The sequence below is a fragment of the Variimorphobacter saccharofermentans genome (assembly GCF_014174405.1).
Classification (GTDB): Bacteria; Bacillota; Clostridia; order Lachnospirales; family Lachnospiraceae; genus Mobilitalea; species Mobilitalea saccharofermentans.
In genome coordinates, this window is sequence record NZ_JACEGA010000001.1 from 3964049 (window position 1) to 3982072 (window position 18024).

Annotated in this window: 21 protein-coding genes, 1 tRNA gene and 1 pseudogene; 8 read left to right on the plus strand and 15 right to left on the minus strand. The window is 37.9% G+C overall.

Going from position 1 to position 18024, the window contains the following annotated elements; all coding sequences use genetic code 11:
• Positions 1–15: 15 nt before the first annotated feature.
• The 3 genes from H0486_RS17320 to H0486_RS17330 form a co-directional block, all read right to left on the minus strand.
• Complete coding sequence (locus tag H0486_RS17320; protein WP_228354184.1) at positions 16–645, minus strand: DUF5131 family protein; 630 nt, start codon at positions 643–645, stop codon at positions 16–18.
• Complete coding sequence (locus H0486_RS17325) at positions 612–884, minus strand: hypothetical protein (protein ID WP_228354185.1); 273 nt, start codon at positions 882–884, stop codon at positions 612–614. The genes H0486_RS17320 and H0486_RS17325 overlap by 34 nt, the downstream gene beginning before the upstream one ends.
• Before the next feature lie 120 nt (positions 885–1004).
• Entirely contained in the window at positions 1005–1589 is a 585-nt protein-coding gene (locus H0486_RS17330; RefSeq protein ID WP_228354186.1) for a helix-turn-helix domain-containing protein, read from the minus strand.
• A 484-nt stretch (positions 1590–2073) separates the two neighbouring features.
• Between H0486_RS17330 and H0486_RS17335 the strand changes: the two genes are divergently transcribed.
• The 5 genes from H0486_RS17335 to H0486_RS17355 all read left to right on the plus strand — a co-directional run bounded on the left by H0486_RS17335 (position 2074) and on the right by H0486_RS17355 (position 4454).
• Positions 2074–2577: a hypothetical protein gene (locus tag H0486_RS17335; protein WP_228354187.1), complete on the plus strand. Its 504-nt coding sequence runs from the start codon at positions 2074–2076 to the stop codon at positions 2575–2577.
• Between the two features lie 79 nt (positions 2578–2656).
• Positions 2657–3025 (plus strand): hypothetical protein, encoded by a 369-nt coding sequence (locus H0486_RS17340; RefSeq protein ID WP_228354188.1) that lies wholly within the window; start codon positions 2657–2659, stop codon positions 3023–3025.
• Positions 3018–3542, plus strand: a complete 525-nt coding sequence (locus tag H0486_RS17345; protein WP_228354189.1) for a hypothetical protein — start codon at positions 3018–3020, stop codon at positions 3540–3542. Before H0486_RS17340 ends, H0486_RS17345 begins: the two co-directional genes overlap by 8 nt.
• Positions 3543–3569: 27 nt before the next feature.
• Positions 3570–3794: a hypothetical protein gene (locus tag H0486_RS17350; protein WP_228354190.1), complete on the plus strand. Its 225-nt coding sequence runs from the start codon at positions 3570–3572 to the stop codon at positions 3792–3794.
• Positions 3795–3857: 63 nt separating this feature from the next.
• Complete coding sequence (locus tag H0486_RS17355) at positions 3858–4454, plus strand: hypothetical protein (protein WP_228354191.1); 597 nt, start codon at positions 3858–3860, stop codon at positions 4452–4454.
• A 126-nt stretch (positions 4455–4580) separates the two neighbouring features.
• On the opposite strand, the pseudogene H0486_RS18840 reads toward H0486_RS17355, so the two are convergent.
• From H0486_RS18840 to H0486_RS17390, 8 genes and pseudogenes are all read right to left on the minus strand, one after another.
• Positions 4581–4871 (minus strand): annotated as a pseudogene (locus H0486_RS18840) (TniQ family protein); the annotation flags it as partial.
• Positions 4872–4888: 17 nt separating this feature from the next.
• Entirely contained in the window at positions 4889–6013 is a 1125-nt protein-coding gene (locus H0486_RS17360; protein ID WP_228354192.1) for a hypothetical protein, read from the minus strand.
• Positions 6014–6969: 956 nt separating this feature from the next.
• Positions 6970–7566, minus strand: a complete 597-nt coding sequence (gene recR, locus H0486_RS17365) for a recombination mediator RecR (RefSeq protein ID WP_228354193.1) — start codon at positions 7564–7566, stop codon at positions 6970–6972.
• Positions 7566–7919 (minus strand): YbaB/EbfC family nucleoid-associated protein, encoded by a 354-nt coding sequence (locus H0486_RS17370; protein ID WP_228354468.1) that lies wholly within the window; start codon positions 7917–7919, stop codon positions 7566–7568. The genes recR and H0486_RS17370 overlap by 1 nt, the downstream gene beginning before the upstream one ends.
• Positions 7920–8076: 157 nt before the next feature.
• Positions 8077–9645, minus strand: a complete 1569-nt coding sequence (dnaX, locus tag H0486_RS17375; RefSeq protein ID WP_228354194.1) for a DNA polymerase III subunit gamma/tau — start codon at positions 9643–9645, stop codon at positions 8077–8079.
• On the minus strand, positions 9591–10691 hold the full coding sequence (locus H0486_RS17380; protein ID WP_228354195.1) for an HD-GYP domain-containing protein: 1101 nt from the start codon (positions 10689–10691) through the stop codon (positions 9591–9593). The genes dnaX and H0486_RS17380 overlap by 55 nt, the downstream gene beginning before the upstream one ends.
• 152 nt (positions 10692–10843) lie before the next feature.
• On the minus strand, positions 10844–11833 hold the full coding sequence (locus H0486_RS17385; protein WP_228354196.1) for a M15 family metallopeptidase: 990 nt from the start codon (positions 11831–11833) through the stop codon (positions 10844–10846).
• A gap of 60 nt (positions 11834–11893) precedes the next feature.
• Positions 11894–12163 carry a hypothetical protein gene (locus H0486_RS17390; protein ID WP_228354197.1) on the minus strand — a complete coding sequence of 90 codons (270 nt, stop codon included), beginning with the start codon at positions 12161–12163 and terminating at the stop codon, positions 11894–11896.
• 166 nt (positions 12164–12329) lie between these two features.
• On the opposite strand from H0486_RS17390, the gene H0486_RS17395 reads away from it, so the two are divergent.
• Positions 12330–12848, plus strand: coding sequence for a transcription repressor NadR (locus H0486_RS17395; protein WP_228354198.1), 519 nt, complete (start codon positions 12330–12332; stop codon positions 12846–12848).
• Between the two features lie 56 nt (positions 12849–12904).
• On the opposite strand, the gene H0486_RS17400 is transcribed toward H0486_RS17395, so the two are convergent.
• The 3 genes from H0486_RS17400 to H0486_RS17405 form a co-directional block, all read right to left on the minus strand.
• The gene (locus tag H0486_RS17400) at positions 12905–13801 is read right to left on the minus strand and encodes a peptidoglycan DD-metalloendopeptidase family protein (RefSeq protein ID WP_228354199.1); all 897 of its coding nucleotides are present in this window, start codon (positions 13799–13801) and stop codon (positions 12905–12907) included.
• Between the two features lie 579 nt (positions 13802–14380).
• Entirely contained in the window at positions 14381–14503 is a 123-nt protein-coding gene (locus H0486_RS18390) for a hypothetical protein (protein WP_267024187.1), read from the minus strand.
• A gap of 248 nt (positions 14504–14751) precedes the next feature.
• Positions 14752–15285: a nitroreductase family protein gene (locus H0486_RS17405; RefSeq protein ID WP_228354200.1), complete on the minus strand. Its 534-nt coding sequence runs from the start codon at positions 15283–15285 to the stop codon at positions 14752–14754.
• Positions 15286–15453: 168 nt separating this feature from the next.
• On the opposite strand from H0486_RS17405, the gene H0486_RS17410 reads away from it, so the two are divergent.
• Complete coding sequence (locus tag H0486_RS17410; protein ID WP_228354201.1) at positions 15454–15798, plus strand: winged helix-turn-helix transcriptional regulator; 345 nt, start codon at positions 15454–15456, stop codon at positions 15796–15798.
• A 159-nt stretch (positions 15799–15957) separates the two neighbouring features.
• Positions 15958–16028: transfer RNA gene (locus tag H0486_RS17415), tRNA-Gly, on the plus strand.
• A 642-nt stretch (positions 16029–16670) separates the two neighbouring features.
• On the opposite strand, the gene H0486_RS17420 is transcribed toward H0486_RS17415, so the two are convergent.
• Positions 16671–18020: a hypothetical protein gene (locus H0486_RS17420; RefSeq protein WP_228354202.1), complete on the minus strand. Its 1350-nt coding sequence runs from the start codon at positions 18018–18020 to the stop codon at positions 16671–16673.
• Positions 18021–18024: the final 4 nt, after the last annotated feature.

Consider the following 18024-nt stretch of genomic DNA (forward strand, 5'->3'; position numbering starts at 1 on the left):
TCGATATATGAGTACTTAACAGTTAATATTTGCTTTTCTTGCTTGACTGCACAAATCTCCGACATTAAGCGTGTATTCCTTATCATTTTTAATAAAATGAGTTCCACATTGTCTAAACTCAAAGCGGACTCCTTTCGCTATGCACTGTTCCCGAATTGATAAAACCCAATTGTAATTCAGTGGTCTTGCATTTCTATCAGATTCACCACCAACTACAACCAATTCAACATTATCCAGATATTCATCAATATTTATCTCTTCAATCAGTGGTTGACAAATAATATTCCTGTGCTTTATATGAAATGTCGTAAACAATGAAAGCCTATAATCTGCACTTTCTTGATTTTCCACAGTACACCCAACAGTTACATTGTCGTATCCTTCGTTCCAGTCAGCCGGAATGCACTTAGTAAACCTCTCGATTCTCTTTGTCAGAAAAATAAAATTCAAATCAGAGCGTTCTTTTATCATTTTCCAACACTCTTCTCTCCACTTATCTGCTTCTACTATAAAAAAATCTGTAGAAAAGCATAGGTACACTGTTTGACCTGATTTGATTTTGTATTCACCTTTCTTATTCTTTGCTACAGGCGCATTGAAATTATCGGATTTTATGGATGCCTTTCCAATGATTCCGGGATGCATCCGATAATAATACGGAGGTCTTTTTCGCTGATAAAGTCCAGACCATCCATAATATCCTGCTTCGACTCTCCAAGATTTTGAAGCGAAGAAACATAAATAGCTTCTTTATCAGTTGCAGTTATGTCCTTTATCTCCTTTACAGAGCGGATTTCTATATCATCGCCAAACGAATTCATTAGTTTTTCATTCGGAATATCGCTCATTGTTGCTTCATCATTTTCCAAAATATATATAATCATCAATACCACTTCCTTCTATAATAATATCATCTGTAATAAGTCTATCAAAAAGTTTACTAATTGCAAGCAAATATTTACTTTCATGTGATTTCAGATGTACGATTACCCTGATATGTAACATCAGTCAAATGGCAATTCCGCTTCAATTACTGTAATATCTCTTATTTCTCTCATATGTTCTTGCGTTTTCTTTTCATCATATCCCGGTAAATTCATTATATCGTTAGCAATACCGTAAGCACGATAACCAATATCCACATTAGCTTCATTCTTGATAAATCTTTTTGCTTCTATGATAACATTTTCCATATCCTTAATTAATTTATAAATATATCTTATGTAGATTAACCTCTCTTTTTCTCCTAACCCCTCCGTATTAAATATTGTAGATAACGCCTTAACCATTTCTGTTGATATTTTTCTATTTTGAAAATTATTTTTTATACAATCCTCAAGCGCTGCCTCAAGCTCATCTATATCAATCTTTTTTGCATAATTTCTATGATTATACCAGTCATCATATAGACTTAATTTTTCTCTGATGTGTTCTTGCGTTGTCTCAGTTATATGATGCTTACCCGTCTCTATGCACGATACAGTTACTTTTGCAATACCTGCCATCTCAGCAAATTCTTTCTGTGTCAAATGTAGTTCTTCTCTCAATTCTCTCAATGGATTCATCTGTTTAATATTTTCTTCTTTCATAAGCACTCCTTTTTTTCAAAAAAGCATATAACTAAAAATCGCTATAATTATATCATAAGTTCAACTTAAGCCCAATCTATTGATTACAACTTTTTCATATGGTATTGTGAATATAAGTTAATTAGATGCAACTACTTCTTCCTTGTAAAGGAACATTTTCAGGATAAAAGTAATAGCATGGGCTTAACTTATATTACAATTAAAGGAGTGATGCAGCAACCGAAGAAATCTTTGTACTACTGATTCTTCTGACTACTGGCAAATATCATTCACCTGAATTCTCAGGATTCTACAATCGCCAGTATGCATTCCCATAACTTTCTCAAAAAGGATATTGGCAACCATATTTTCTATTTGATGTTACAAAGCAAATGGCTTATTAAGTGCACCCTTTTTTAAGAAAAAGCACATTGACAACAACACATCAAATGTACCTAACAACAGTCAGTATCTTGCTGGCACCAATAAAAAGGAGGATTTTACAATGAAAGTTAAATATGTAACTGAAAAAGAAACAGAAATCACTGAGGATGCTGAATTTAGAATTGATTTTCTTAACAACCTAGCATCATCACTTACCAAATCATCATATAAGGATGATTCTATACCATACGCTTCAATAGAAGAAATTCGTAATGCTGATAAGCTTGATGACTGGCATAAGATGCTCTACTGTACGCTTTATTATGAAGGTGTAATTAAACATCTTGCAAATGTCTTTTCCATATTGAATGCCGTTACCAATAATTATTACATTATGTCACCAATTCCAGATACGGCAGATGACAAAATGAATTTTATGATGGATTTGGAATCGCACTTTCCCTTTACTGATTTACCATCGGCCATCAACTTAGTTCCAGCAACAATTATTAGGAAACACCAAAACAGTGAAGAAAAATTAAAAGAAGATGATTTTATACCGAAAACTCTTTCCGGTATCAGAGGGAAGAAAGTAACAATACTTGGCAATGGTTTCACAGACTAAAATTCTGAATTTGTTTCCAGAAACAATTTATAAGACGTAACCAAACTACCAATACAATTTAAAAATGGAGGAATTTACAATGAAGACTTATTTCACTAGTAACGGACACAAGATTACCCCCGCTGATATTGATGCTTCTATCATACTAGGAAGATATCCTGATAATAAAGATTTACCGGTAATGATTATTTTGGATGCCTTTAAAAAAAGCTCTGACCAAGAGCTTGCGTGTCATGCGTTTACTCTTCTTGATACAGTTGAGCAAGTACTATTTGGCGGTGACCATGAAGCAGCCATGAAATGTTACGAAAGAGCAATAGAAATCTACCGGACAACTGGTCGATTTGAATTTGACCAGGCTGTCGATGAATATATGCTTACACACTCGCTTAATAAGACCACTAAAAATTCAACAATGATTTTCACAAGGAGGAACCCGAATGAATGAATTAGCTGTAGGTACCCGATACCCTAAATACCAGAATTACTCTGATGATATTCGATTTGACGTCGCTGATGATGGAGCAAACCTGATTATTAGTTACAACAATCCAACCGTGGAGGAAAAGAATTGGTTCTGTAGTGGTAAACCTTTACAGGTAAGATTCATTACACTACATGATGTAATCTATCTTCTATTTAAGTTTGATAATTCCCCTTGGATGGATGCCCCTTATTCACCTCATCTTTCTATAAATATGACGCAAAAAATATCCATCGATAGTAATACAACAGGTTTATCATTAACCATATTCTTATTCGATTCATCAACTGGAGAATTGCAACACATTCGATTAGTGGGTTTAGGGAATCAGTTATCAAAGACTTTGATTAAAGAGATTTATTCTATCAAGAAAAAGCCTTTCAATCGAGGCTCATATGATGATTCTATCAGAAGAACATACGCAAGGTATACCACTGAGGATATGGTCAAGATGACTATGACATCATTCAAATTACAATAACAAAAATAAATTATAGGAGGCTTGGTCATGAAAAAAATAGATTCAATTTCAATTTCAACATATGAAAACAGTGAAGGTTACTTTTTTGATATAGTAACCAATCATGCAGAAGGTAAATGCGAAATATGGCTTCATAAAAAAGAAAGTAGTATCAAAGAGTATATTGCTTCCGCCTCAGTGGATGGGGAACTTCCTACTGAAGAGTATATACTTAAAATGATAGATAATTGTCTAAGACATGCCTTTTCGTAACATAACGATTCAAAAGATAGAATCATCACTGTTTCACCAAATAATCATAATAGGAGGACCCTTATGAGTAATAAATTAAAGAGATTATCTAAAAATATCTATTTCATAAATAATATAAACAAAGGCTTTTATCATTACACCATGAACACAGGTCATGTTCTATTTCAACCCCGCCACTCGGTATTGCCTTCTGCTTTTTTGAAAACTACCCTGCTTTGGAATCTCAGCCTAAAAGAAGGTGGGCTGGACGAATGCTTATACTATCCCAATATTAAATTTAACATTAGTTCTACAATAGATGACGATGTTGCATCCACTCTATTAAGTATTTATCTGGAAGATTTAAAAGTACCCTTAATTCATTCTTCTATTAGTATTAATGGCACTTCCGCCTATAATCAAGCCAAGATGCTTTCTTCTATATGGGAAGTTCCAACAAATACAATTACTACCCTTCAAACACCTTGTCTTATTGACGTTATTAATTCTGACGCATATATACTTTACATAAAGTTGCTAACCGAAAAAAATCTCTGCATTGAGGATGCCGGTTGGACTGGAGATTATTGCAATTGTATGGGACAAGTTATGCTTATCTATGTTTTGATAGGTGAATTCTCGCGTAAGAACTTGCTGGACATCTTCTGCTATCATAAATAGTTTTTCAATAGCATCAGGTGAAAAACCAATTGCCTCGTTTGATATACAGTTTTCTTCATCAGCCGCAATAAAGCTTTGTCTATAAGCTCCGCGCATTAATACCCTGCTGTTTTGCAAAGGAACTTTATGCTTAGGACAAATCAGTACCTCTGTTATCTGGTGCAGACGGTGCCAGTACATCTCTCCAAAGTTTTGAATATCCTCTTTCATACATTCGGGACAATATCGAAACTGGCGGTTCTGATTAATGCTACATGATGATATCAATCCCGACTTATTATATATTAGCGATACCTGTCCATCTTTCATGAGTGCACTAATTTCTCTAGCCCTATCTTCTGGTAAAAATGAGGCAATATAGGGAAACAAGGTATGCTTATGAACGAAATAATCTGATGTATACTGGTAATCTGGCAAGTTTGATACCAGCTTATCTAATTTACCCTTAAATGTGGTTTATAATAATCTTGAATCAGCTTAAAAAACCTTTCAACTGGACTTTTTAACTCAGCTCTGAAACTAGGTAGATTGGTTACCAATACACCTAATTCTGCTAATTGGGCAAATGTATCGCTAGTATATTCTTTTCCTCTGTCTGTCACTAATCGTCCAGGCAAACAATTGTAAGATGGCCAATCTTCTTTTGAAACCTTTATTCCATAACCCTCACAGTGCTTTACCTTATCCATTACGATATTCACCATTAATCCTCGCAGAGAGTAAAGCCCACCCTCAAGTGTCACTGTATATCCATAGCATAATCCGGAATAAGCGTCTACACATGCTGTTAGCACTGGTCTACCAATGATATGAGTTCTTGTATCATCCACCAGATAGATATCACAAATTGTACTGTCAAACATCCCCGTCCCCGAAGCTGGTGCAAACGATTGGACAGAGTCACCAACGCACGGGCGCATGTCCCGCTGGTAGGCTTTTAAACCGTTACGTGATATCTTAAAGTTCTGCATCTTTTTAGTTTTACGGTAAAAATAGCGGAATTGATGAAAGGTTGGGTAAGAATCTTTAAGCTTTCCCTCATTATCACAGTACTTTGCTTGTAGCATCATTGTATAAGCTACCGATAGGCTATTTTTATCAGTAGTATAAAAGAATTTGTTTAATGCCCACCGTATATTCTTTTCTGTCTCTGACAATTCCCGTTTCTCCTCTTTCCTTATAGCCGGAGCCAATGCTTTCTTGTCTTGTGCCACAAGATACATCCATAAATAGCTCCGAATCGTCTGTTTACTGATTCCGTACTGAACAGATGCTTCTGCGATTGCATCACTTCGAAGTTTCTCATTTGATACTACTGGAAGGATATCAGCAATCATCGTATATCGCTTATGCATCACAGAAATTGCAGACTCCTCTGTAACCTCATCAATCTCAGCTAACTCATATTGCATATATTCCATAATAACTTCATTGCTAATCCAATAAGGCATTCTTTTTTTATTACAATCCACCACAAACGATTCATTTTCTCTTACCTCTAATATCCTAAGAACAATTCCACTTCCATCTGTAATCACATTATTTTTCTGAATTTGCATCAATCACAATCCTCCAATCCGTAACGCCTCTTTTAGCCCAGTATTCCCTTGATAGTTCCAATAACTTTGCTGTTCTGGGTAGGTCTAACTGCTTCCGATAAACACATTCCCTTACTAATAAATCGCCGTCTTTTTTCGTGCATACGAAATCTGAAGTAAATTCTGCCTCTTCCTCCAAACTATCCAGAATAACATTGCACCTGATTTCTACAATGTCATCCTGCGCTGAAAGATAATCTGCACATGCATATTGAACTGCATCGTATGTCTTTAAAATTTCATTGCACTTTGGAATTTGTCTTTTTTCACATCATCCTTTTTGTACTTTTTTTCTCAATTTTTTCCTCCGAATTTTCTCCGAAAAATCTCCCGAAAAATTTCATTTCTCCGAAAAACATGAATTAGACAAAATTTTTCGGAAACAAAAATCCTTATACTAAGCCACTTCCGAAAAATTTGCTACGAAAAATATCTCCCGAAAAACCTCATTTTTAAATACCACTCTGTCGTGGGGTAAATGCTATTAGCCTCGTCGGGGCAATCTCATTTATCCACTAACGAGGTCTATCTCCATTGCAGTTATCCACAATAATCTTCAAAGATTGCGGTTTTCGTTCATAATTTCTTCTATCTTTTTTTCCTCTCTTTTCTTCCTCATTTTCTGTTCTTACTTCATTGTTTCAAGGAAGTGAAAAGAGCTGTGATGCTTGATTTTCAAGGGTTCTACGTTTATTTTTCTTGGATTTTTCTAATGTTAATTTGTAGAAGCGTTGCGTGGTCTGGTTCTGAAATGGGTAAAAAAATAGACCTGAGACGGGGCGGTTTAAGGCCCTATCTAGGTCTGTAACGAGGTTAATTTCGTTTTTATTTTCGTTTTAATTTTCTACTTGTTCGAGGATAATTGCGGTTGCCTCAACGATGAGACGAGGTGCCCGGCGACAAACGTTCCCTTTCCTCTACAACTCAATTCTACCTTCAAATGCTCTAAGTAGCGTCACCTCATCAATGTATTCCAGATCTCCGCCCACCGGAATTCCGCTGGCAATGCGGCTGACCTTAATCCCAGCCGGTTTTATCAACTTGCTGAGATACATGGCGGTGGCTTCTCCCTCCAGACTGGAATTCGTTGCGATAATAACCTCGTCCACATCCCCTTGAAGACGCAGCATCAGCTCCTTCAGCTTAATATCTGCAGGGCCGATACCTAACATGGGCGAAATAGCTCCATGAAGCACATGATATACTCCATCGAATTTACCCGTCTTCTCATAGGCTGCTAAGTCACGGGGATTCTCGACTACCATGATCTGCTTTTTGTTCCTTGCAAGGGAAGAACAAATGGGACAAAGTTCTTTGTCCGTAAGGGTTAAGCACTCACCGCAATATCTTACGTTCTTCTTTGCCTCGATGATGGAATTGGACAGATTCTCTACCTGATCCTGTGGCATATTGATGATATGAAATGCCAGTCTTTGCGCTGTCTTGGTACCAATTCCGGGTAATCGCGACAATTCCTCTATTAACTTACTGATTTGCCTGCTATAGTAATCCATTAGAACGGAAAGCCTCCAAAGCCGTTGAGTCCTCCTGTTATGTCACCCATAACGGCAGAGGATTCCTCCTCCATCTTACGCAGTGCTTCATTAGCCGCTGCTACAATTAAATCCTCAAGCATCTCTATATCATCCGGATCAACAACTTCCTTGGAAAGCTTCACGGAGACAATTTCTTTCTTACCGGACACCTTAACAGTTACGGCTCCGCCGCCGGCACTTGCCTCCCACTCCTTTTCTTCCAATTCTTTTGTCTTCTCTTCCATTTGCTTTTGCATTCTCTGAGCCTGTTTCATTAAATTTCCCATATTACCAGGAATACCGCCTCCGGGAAATCCGCCTCTTTTACCCATTTCATTATTCTCCTTTCTCACACGGACAATATCAATAAGCATGATTGCAATCGAAGTGATTGCATATCTGTCCGTTCTACCTTTCATATGTGATAGATTCTACCATATATGTCTTACTTTACACAATAACATTATTTGAAATCTGGCCAAGTTGTCATTATTCATATTGAATTGGCATCTTTACCAGCTTTGATAAGTCCGGCACTTCTTCTAATCGTTCCTTCTCTCTATCCAGATATCTGGTGTTCAGTTGAACCTGTTTCTGAATCATTTGCGCAATGGTATCCTTAATTAATGTCATGTGATTTTCCCGATCAATAATATCCTTATCAAGAGGATTGGTTACCACCAGCAAGAGCCCATTCCCATCTATACTAAGTGTTGCCGACTGCAATACGGAGCCTAAGGCTGGTGACTTCTTCGTGATCTGGGCTATAATGCTCTTCCAGTTATTCGCCGCATCCTTAATATCCTCCGGTAATGCCTCCTGCAATACTACCGGTTTCTTCTCTTCCTGAGCCTTCTGTGGTTCGCCCGTATTAGAGGTAACACCGGAGGAGACCACCACTCCGTTCTCCAGCTTTTCCTCTAATCGTTTGATTCGATCAAGGATGGAATCTAAGTTTTGCTCCATCTCAGGCTTGCATAGCTTAATTAATGCTATTTCAATTAACACTCTCTTTCTGGAGGCATATCGTATCTGATTGGATAGCTCAGAAAAAACGCGGATATAGCGCATAAGTGTCTGTTCTTCAACCTCTGCCGCTTCCTTTTGTAATAATGCCATGTTTTCTGACGATATCTCAATTACCATATCGGAGATGTCATCTGTAGTCTTAAGCAAAAGCAGATTTCGTAAATACCAGATAAAGTCTATGGTAAATTGCCCTAGCTCCCGGCCAACACTTTCAATCTCATCCAGTAATCGGATGCAGCCCGTAACCTCTTGGGCCTGAATCAATCTCAGAAGCCTCGTAAACACTTGGGTGTCCACTGCACCAAGAACCTCAAGCACATTATCATAGGTCAACGTCTTTCCTAAGTAGAAGGAAATACATTGATCCAGCAAGCTTAAGGCGTCACGCATGGAACCATCAGCTACACGGGCAACATAACGGAGTGCTTTCTCCTCCGCATCAACGCTCTCAGCCTGTACCAGCTCCTTCAGACGCTCCGTTATAGTATCAATGGTAATTCGTTTGAAATCATATCTCTGGCACCTGGACAGAATCGTTACGGGGATTTTATGAACCTCGGTGGTAGCCAAGATAAAGATTACATAGGACGGTGGCTCTTCTATGGTCTTAAGTAGAGCATTAAATGCTCCGGTGGATAGCATATGAACCTCATCGATGATGTATACTTTATAGCGGCCCTCCGTCGGAGAATACCTTACCTCTTCCACGATTTCACGAACATTATCTACACCATTATTGGAGGCAGCATCTATCTCAATGACATTCATTGAGGTCTGAGCCGTAATTCCCCTGCACATACGACATTCATTACATGGATTACCGTCCACGGGATGCTCGCAGTTCACCGTCTTGGCAAATAGCTTGGCAATCGTCGTCTTACCGGTACCTCTCGTGCCTGTGAACAGGTAGGCGTGTCCGATTCGTTCCGCTTTTATTTGATTTTTTAATGTGGTTACAATATGTTCCTGCCCTTTTACATCATAGAAATTGTCGGGTCGAAACTTTCTGTATAATGCTGTATATGACATAAGAAATCTCCCTCTATCGTGTCACTGTCCTGCTTCTTAGAAAGTACCTCTTCAAAGCGTTCTTGGGCAGCCTCAAAAATATCTACTAAATCCGGATCAAACAAACTGCCTTTCCCTTCCAGGATAATTGCCTTGGCTTCCTGATGGGAATATGCATCCTTATAGGATCTTCTGGACGTAATTGCATCGTACACGTCCGCAATTGCCATAATTCTTGCATAGATGGGTATTTCGTTTCCCTTTAAACCATTCGGATATCCAGAACCATCCCATCTTTCGTGATGACAATATGCAATGTCCTTTGCAAGATATAACCATCTGGCACCACCCGTCTCTCGGATGATTTTCTCAAATGCCAGCTTACCCAGTGTTGTATGCTGCTTCATGTATTCATATTCATTATCATTCAGAGAGGTTGCTTTCCGCAGAATATCATCCGTGATACCGATCTTTCCGATATCATGAAGTGCTGCAGAACGCAGAAGATCATTGCGATCCTCCATCTGAATAACCTCTTTATAGTAATCCCCTTGGAGTGCCTCCTCCAGTAGAAGCTTAAAATAATGAGTTGTATTCTTTAAATGTCCGCCCGTCATCATATCTCTGCACTCTACAAGCTCTGCAAAGCTGATGGATACGGCATCCAGGTATTTCTCCACATAAGACCGATCATTTCGCAAGGAATATAGCTCCAGACAGGCATTAACCCGGTGTATCAGCAACTCCGTAGTAGTATGCATGGGTATAATATCTCCTACGCCTCTCCTCAACGCCTCATGCTCCAGTTCGCTACTGCTTTCTCTGACCAAAAAAATAAACGGTATCCTCTTTCTCCTTGATTGCTCCTCAATAACCTGATATACCTTACTACAATCAGAGCTCACATCTGTTACCGTATATAAAACCATATCGATCTGATCCTGTATCAGATCCAGCGTCAATTCCATATCAACCGGAAGTGAGGTGACATGATACCTTCCCTGGAACGCCTGCATTGCCGCAGAATGAATGGAGGTATCGTCCCCTGCGATTAAGACATGTTTCATGTGTCCATACACCTCCTTATTATGGTTATGTAATACCATGTCTCTTTGGCATGGACTGAAGGTTCCGCTATTCTCCTTCAGTCAGTTTTTCTCATATATTCATATATTATAGCACTTAAAGGTACCAATATCAATCAATCGTATCGCCTAAGCTAATTAGGTTTCTTCTCAAAATGCTGATAATCCTTCGAGTTTTTCCATGAACCACCCCAGGTAAAGCCCCGACTAATAAACGCTTTATAGCAGGGATCCTCCGTATCAATATAATATGGGCAGTCAAGAGAACGATCTGCATATTTCTTGCCATTTTCCGGAGTAACCACCTGTTTTCCATTTTGATTTCTGACATAGGGATTATAAAGAGGATTTATATCGATGGCCGTTCCAAAGCTATGATTGGATACACGGTCCGTTCCATCTATATTTCGATAGTTGAAGGCCGATGAATTATTATCTGCCATGGAGGCATTGTCATCTGCGTCATACTCATCCACCAGCACCATTCGTTCAATGGGATATTTAAGTTCATACAGTTCTTTGAAAATATCAATGATATCCCCGGCTATGGCTTTATTCACAATCAGCTCTCCCTGATGCACCTCCCCATCAAAACCGTAATGCATCACCTTCACGTACCGAAGCTCATCATAGGGAACATCACAATTCTTACCGTAGGATTTCCCGTTAATTCTTTGTTTAATCTCTTCCGATATGATTTCAGATGAAAATTGAATAGAATCTTCCTGAGCTAGCACTTCTTCTGCCCCTCCTTCCTTCTCCGAGTTAGTGACAGAAGCTGTATTTAGCTGATCTGGCACACCGGTGCTTTCCTGTTCTTGATTTTTCTCTGGGAGAAAATTATTCTCCTGGTAGATGGCATTTTCTTGATTGATGGGATCCGGGATCTCTGTAGCGGATGGTAACTTCTTCATATTCGATATGGTTTCCCATGCAATCTTCTGAACCTCCTGCCCCGGAACATTTACTTCCTCCTGCTCGGATTGATCCACAAGATGCGGTTCCTGTTTCTCTTGAAACAAATCCTTCTTTCTATTTAATCGATAAGCAAATATGAGAATAAGCAAAAGCAATATTCCTATTACAATACCTATTATCAATGCCATTTTCTTATTCCTATTCATAGAAGCCCCACCTTCTGATTGGACACCTAATGATTCTGATAAAGAAAAAGGAAGAAGGGTTTAGTCTTCTTCGATCACATGAATTTCCAGATAATCAAAATCAATTGGTTCAATAAAGTTATCCTGAGTAAATCTCGTCTTATCATGTCTTTTAAAGTCAGCTATGGTAGACTCCAGCCATATTGGTTTGGATAAATCATAGCTGTTGCAGATATCATCAATTGCTGCAAACACCTTCTGAGTCCTACGAAGCTCCCCATTGTCATTGCATACCACCATATCCTTAATCATTCTGTTTTCTTTGAATACCTTTGCCCATAAACGAAACATGCTATTTCCCCTTTTTCTTTATCCGTTAATCCCTATCGGGTTGTAGTTCAGCCTTGCCAACTTGTCCTTGTCAGTATATAATTATACTGTTATCGAATATAATTATTATATATGAATGTGAGATAAAAGCAATGGCATTTTCACGTTAATCCGAAAGGAGGCAGAGATGGAGGGAAGCAAACGAAGGGAGCTCTTGGTCAAAATGCTGTCTGAACAATCGGAACCGGTCTCCGGGGGAGAATTGTCGAAGCGCCTGGGTGTCAGCCGCCAGGTAATCGTACAGGATATCGCTTTGTTACGAGCATCAGAGGTCAATATTATATCAACGACAAAAGGTTACCTAATATATCAGGCAGAGAACAAACAGGTTAAGCGGTTGATGAAGGTTCGACATACAACCGAGCAGATTGAGGATGAGCTCTGTACCATTGTTGATAATGGTGGAAAGGTTCTGGATGTACTGGTTACCCATCAGATATACGGACCCATTACTACTGCGTTAACCATACGAAACCGTCAGGATGTATATGATTTCGTGAAAAAGGTTCATGAAAAAAAGATCGTCCCATTAAAGGATCTGACAGATGGGGTACATCAGCATACGGTGGAAACAGATTCCGAAGCATCACTGGATCGGGTGGAACAGGCTTTGGATCAAAAAGGTTATCTAATTAGAAGCGAGTGAGATTGATATTCGGAATCCTCCTATATCACCCTCACTCGTTTTGATTTTCCCACTTTTTAGCGAAGTAACAACATGGGATTTACTGTCTGCTCATTTTCAAGTACTTGAAAATACAGGTTGCTGCCTTCTAATGTATAATATTTTGTCGGTTCACTAACTGTACCGATGATATCTCCCTCATTTACCATATCTCCAACCTCAAGGGATACATTATCTAATTGACCGTAAACCACACTGTATCCATCACCGATATTTACCGTAACAGTGAGTCCAGTCTCTTCATTATCTGTATCGATGCTGCTTACGATACCTGTTGCTGCTGCCTTTACTTCTGTTCCCACTTCTGCATCAATAATGATGGCAGGGTTACATTTATACTGCATCAAAGTTGCAAAATAAATCGTATGATCCATACTATAGTTCATAATAACATTACCATTCACAGGCCATAGGAGACCCTCGTCTGCTTTAAAGGACAGATTTTCCATAGCCTTGGTATTGTCTGCTTGAACTGTTTTACTGTTTGCTTCAACTGATTCCGGGGCTTCCGCCTTTGCTGTCTCATTCGACTGCGTATCCTGCGCTACCTCGGTATCATCCTTGACGGTATCGGCATACCCTTCGTATTCAATCTGATTGCCGTTGCTTTCCACCACTTGTGGCGTCTCATCCGTTGTAGTATCATTTGCTACAGTATCATTCGTTGAATTACTTCCATTATTAGCAATCCCCTCCGATACCGGGTTATTTTCAGCCAATTGATTATCCTCCTCATTGGCTGCTATGTTTTCATCGGTCTCATTCAGATCCACATAATTCTCATCCTCACTATTTTGGTTTGAGGTCATTTGTGATCCTAAGAATGCTACTGCAGCGATAGCAATCACTCCGACAAACAACAATACATAATAACCTTTTCCTTTGAAAAATTCAGTAAATCTGTTCTTTTTCACTGTTATCACCTCAATTATATTCTTCTCAGATAATAATTTATTTATACCTCACTCTTTACCGAGTTTGATTATTTTAAACACTCATGGAAAAGGTTTGAATATCAGCCTAGTTAATTTCCTCTAAAAGAGCCGGAAATTGCATGAGTAATTTAATATTCATATTATTTCCTTGTATTCAATTTTTAATCTGAAATTTAAAAGAAGTTTGAGGAAGTTTTTGAAGAAATAATAGATAAAATAGTTGATGAAAGAATTGATGAAGCTATTGGCGAAGTGATTGATAAAGTCTTAATAAATTCAATAATGAATTCTTTAATGAATTTCTAGAAGAAATGAAAGGTATGTAAACAGTAATATCCGGTATCAGATTACCATTTACAATCATTGAAAGATCATCCGTTTCATTAATTTGCCTAGGGAGAATTGAGATGTTCCCATCTGACAAAGGAATACAGTAGATTTACTTCCAAGTAGTGTAACTGGCAATCCGATACCGGATATTGTTCAGTAGAATATTATTATGGTAATTCATTATCTGCACTAGTCTGTACCTTCCTTAATATAATATGTAATTCATTACTATTCATCACAGCAGATACAGCCCTCCGAGAACTCTGCGGAGCAGGCAGCTTCCATTGACATTACAAAATCATTATTCTCATTCTTACTCTCCGGAATTTTATTAATGTCCTTTTCTCTCATATTACATACCTCCTTAAATTAAAAAACTATCTATATCATATATTGTAGTAGTGGATTACAATATTAGTAATCATTACTATAATTATATTATATGAATATTTTTCAATAAATCAAGTGTTTTCTGATAATTTGGTGTATGTTCTACGATTTGAACATTAATCTTATAAAATATCCTTGGTTATTAGTAAAAATGTATAGAAATGGTAGTGTATAGAAATGGTAATGCAATAATTTCTTTTCTTCTTCCCTTACCACTGATAATCAAAATGAATCTTATTCGGATCAAACTTATCTTTCACATTGCCGGTTTCTGCAGGGTAACCGATGGAAAGAATCGCAAATGGTTTAATCCCCACCGGCAAGCGTACAAAATCACTGACCATATCAAGCTGCTCCGGTTCGGCAGGATTGGCACCTTGCCATACGCCTCCAAGGCCCAAGGATTGCGCTGCAATCAGTATATTTTCTGAAGCGGCGGCACAATCATGTTCCCAAAAGCTTGGAAGAGTTGCAGCCTTAGGTTCCCCGCACACAAGAATAGAGACCGGCGCATTCTTGATTGTATGATACCCTCCGTGAATCTGAGATAATTTGTCCTTGATTTCCTGATCCCGAATCACTACAAAATGCCAGCACCTTTGATTACACGCAGAGGGAGCATTCATAGCAGCATACAGAAGAACCGTTATGACTTCCTTCGGTACCTCCTTCGCTTGGAACTTTCTAATGCTTCTCCTTTTGAAAATGTCCATTAATGTCGTATTCTCCATAATATTCTCCATAATTCTTATCCTCTCCTACTATATAATGATTATAAAAATTTTATCGTATGGATTAATATCCATCCTGTGATATAATTATAGAAAAACAGGAAACAACCTACAAGTACGCACTTTTCAGTAATGTACTTACCAAATGGTAACTAAATATAATACTTAAGCGAGGTTTTTATGGTTACATTTAACGGAAAAACATATGAATGTCCTTTGGAAATGACAATCGATTTAATCGGAGGTAAATGGAAGGTTCTATTACTATGGCATCTGTCGAAGGGTCCCCTTCGTTTCAATGAATTAAGCCGCATATTCCCTCATCTTTCCACGAAGATGTTGACTCAGCAATTGAGGGATTTAGAAAGGGATGGCTTAGTTCACAGGAATATCTATCCTCAGGTTCCACCCAAGGTAGAATACACTCTGACTGATCTAGGTCATAGCATGATGCCCATCCTGCAGGAAATGAATCGCTGGGGTACATCCCACATAAACACTCAGATCCCCCAGTCGGATCAATGATAAATTCGATGGCCAACCAACGGGCATCAGGGTAGCTTTGATGCGGTCTGGGATTGCGTGTTCATATACGTAGAGAAGCTGTTCTTCATAATATGAGATTCCATCTTTCTTTGATTCTACTTATTGACATTTCAGGAGAAAGCTATAAAATAAAAATATGCGGATATGGTTCAATGGTAGAACACGAGCTTCCCAAGCTTGCGACGCGGGTTCGATTCCCGTTATCCGCTTAAAAAGAAAAAGTGGCTGTCACTTTAACGATTGAAAAATCGTGAAGTGGCAGCTTCCTTTTTTGTACTGTTGATTAAACATAAGAATTGAAGACTGCAAGAAAAAGCATGAGCCCGCTGGCAAAATGACTTTTTCTTGTGACGACTTTCAGGGGGTTCGGAAGGACGTTGTTTGACGGTAAATTGATGGTTTACAATTCACCGCCCGTTACCCACGTTGTAGAAATTATATAAGTTAGTTGGGAAGATAAAATACGAATCAATTGGTGAGTGTTCTATTCTTCTTAAGCCTTGACTGTGATTTTTTAATCAAAGTATTATCCCGTTATCATTACACTGTATTGGCTCCCAACAATCTATTATAGAGTGTTTATCTGTGGCAGGAATATGTAGTTATGCGACCAAAAAGCAGTAAATGCAATAATTGAAGGCATGTGATAGCCTTGTCGGTCGACGAACTGGAGACTGAATGGCAATATTACATCACTCCTTGAGAAGTTGGCAGCTTCCGTTTTTATGATCTTAAATAAAGGTCTGCCGATGTTATTCTGCCTTTAAAGTAAATTTAACTGCTTTAAATCTGAACCTATCTCACAGCTATCCTACCCATTTCTTTGTGATATCTATTTGAAGCCAACATATTTATGGGGTGCCTCCAAAAATGTGATTATCAAGGATATCCTGCCATACAGTGATTTCATAACAGCTTTGGTAATACTTGATTTCCGCTGCTTCCTTTTCGCAAAGTGCCTGCTGTAATTGAAGTTGACTAGCCCTTTTGTATTCCAATTTTTTTTTCGTTACGTTATATCCCTTTGCCTTTACCTGAAGTTCTTTCCAAGCAGCATCCCTAGATTGAAAAGCTGTATCATAAGAACTGATCGCTTCTTTTACATATGCTTTTATTTTATTTTCCAACTCCTGCTTTTGGAGTTGATAATACCTTATTTTAAGCTCTGTCTGACGGTAAGACGAAGCACTTGCTGTTCCAGCAGAACTCAGGTAATTCCGATAACTTCTGATATAGTTCTGTAGTTGATGATAACTTGAATTACTACTTATAAACTTATTAATAGTATCATTCACATCAAATTGCTTTTTCGTATAGATTAAGTTTAATACTATCTTTGCATTATCAGGAATAGCCGTGTCATTTTTAATCGTACGAAGCATTAAATCATATTTATTTTGGTTTTCTGCAATTACTCTATTATTATGTAATACATTGATATTGTCTGTATCTAGAGTTAATTGGGTAATAAGGCCCAGCTTATATTTTATTGTATCTGCTTGCAATAATAAATTTAAATAGTCCTGATATGAATTACTATAATCCACTTGTTCTTTATAAATAATCAGATTGTAACAGTCTTTCATAAATTCATGTTTTAGTTTACTTTCTACCTCTTTCGTAATAAGCTTCTCATAATCACCATAAAAATCCGCAATATCCTCTTGAAGTCCTGTGTCTGCTACATTCATTTCCAACGATTTTCTGCTGCTATTGTATTGGGATAGTTGCATATCGATAGAGGCTATCTGTGCATTTATTTCAGCTATAAGAGATGAATTGTCCGTACCATCAATTGCATTCATTGTTATACTAGATGACGTGACCGCTGATATAGATTCTGTTTCGGCAAATAATGTGTCTCTATAACTAATTAACATCCCTTTGGTTTCATTAAGTTCAACGATTTTCTGCAATACCTCCAGATACTGACTGTTCACACTATCGTAGTTTTCATCCGCAATTGCTTCTGATAATGCTTGAATCCTGTATTCTATCATATTTCTTTGATATGTTGTACTGTTTCCTTCATATCTAGACAATAAATCCTGAAAGCTAAATAAGGTATTTCCATATCCTAGTTCATAGTAAGTTTTATTAATCGAATCCTCCGCAGAAACTGTTATTGTAGGCTGTATGACAATGCATATAATTAAGTATAGTATTATGCTTTTCTTATAAAAAGGTTTGATTTTTCTCATTATC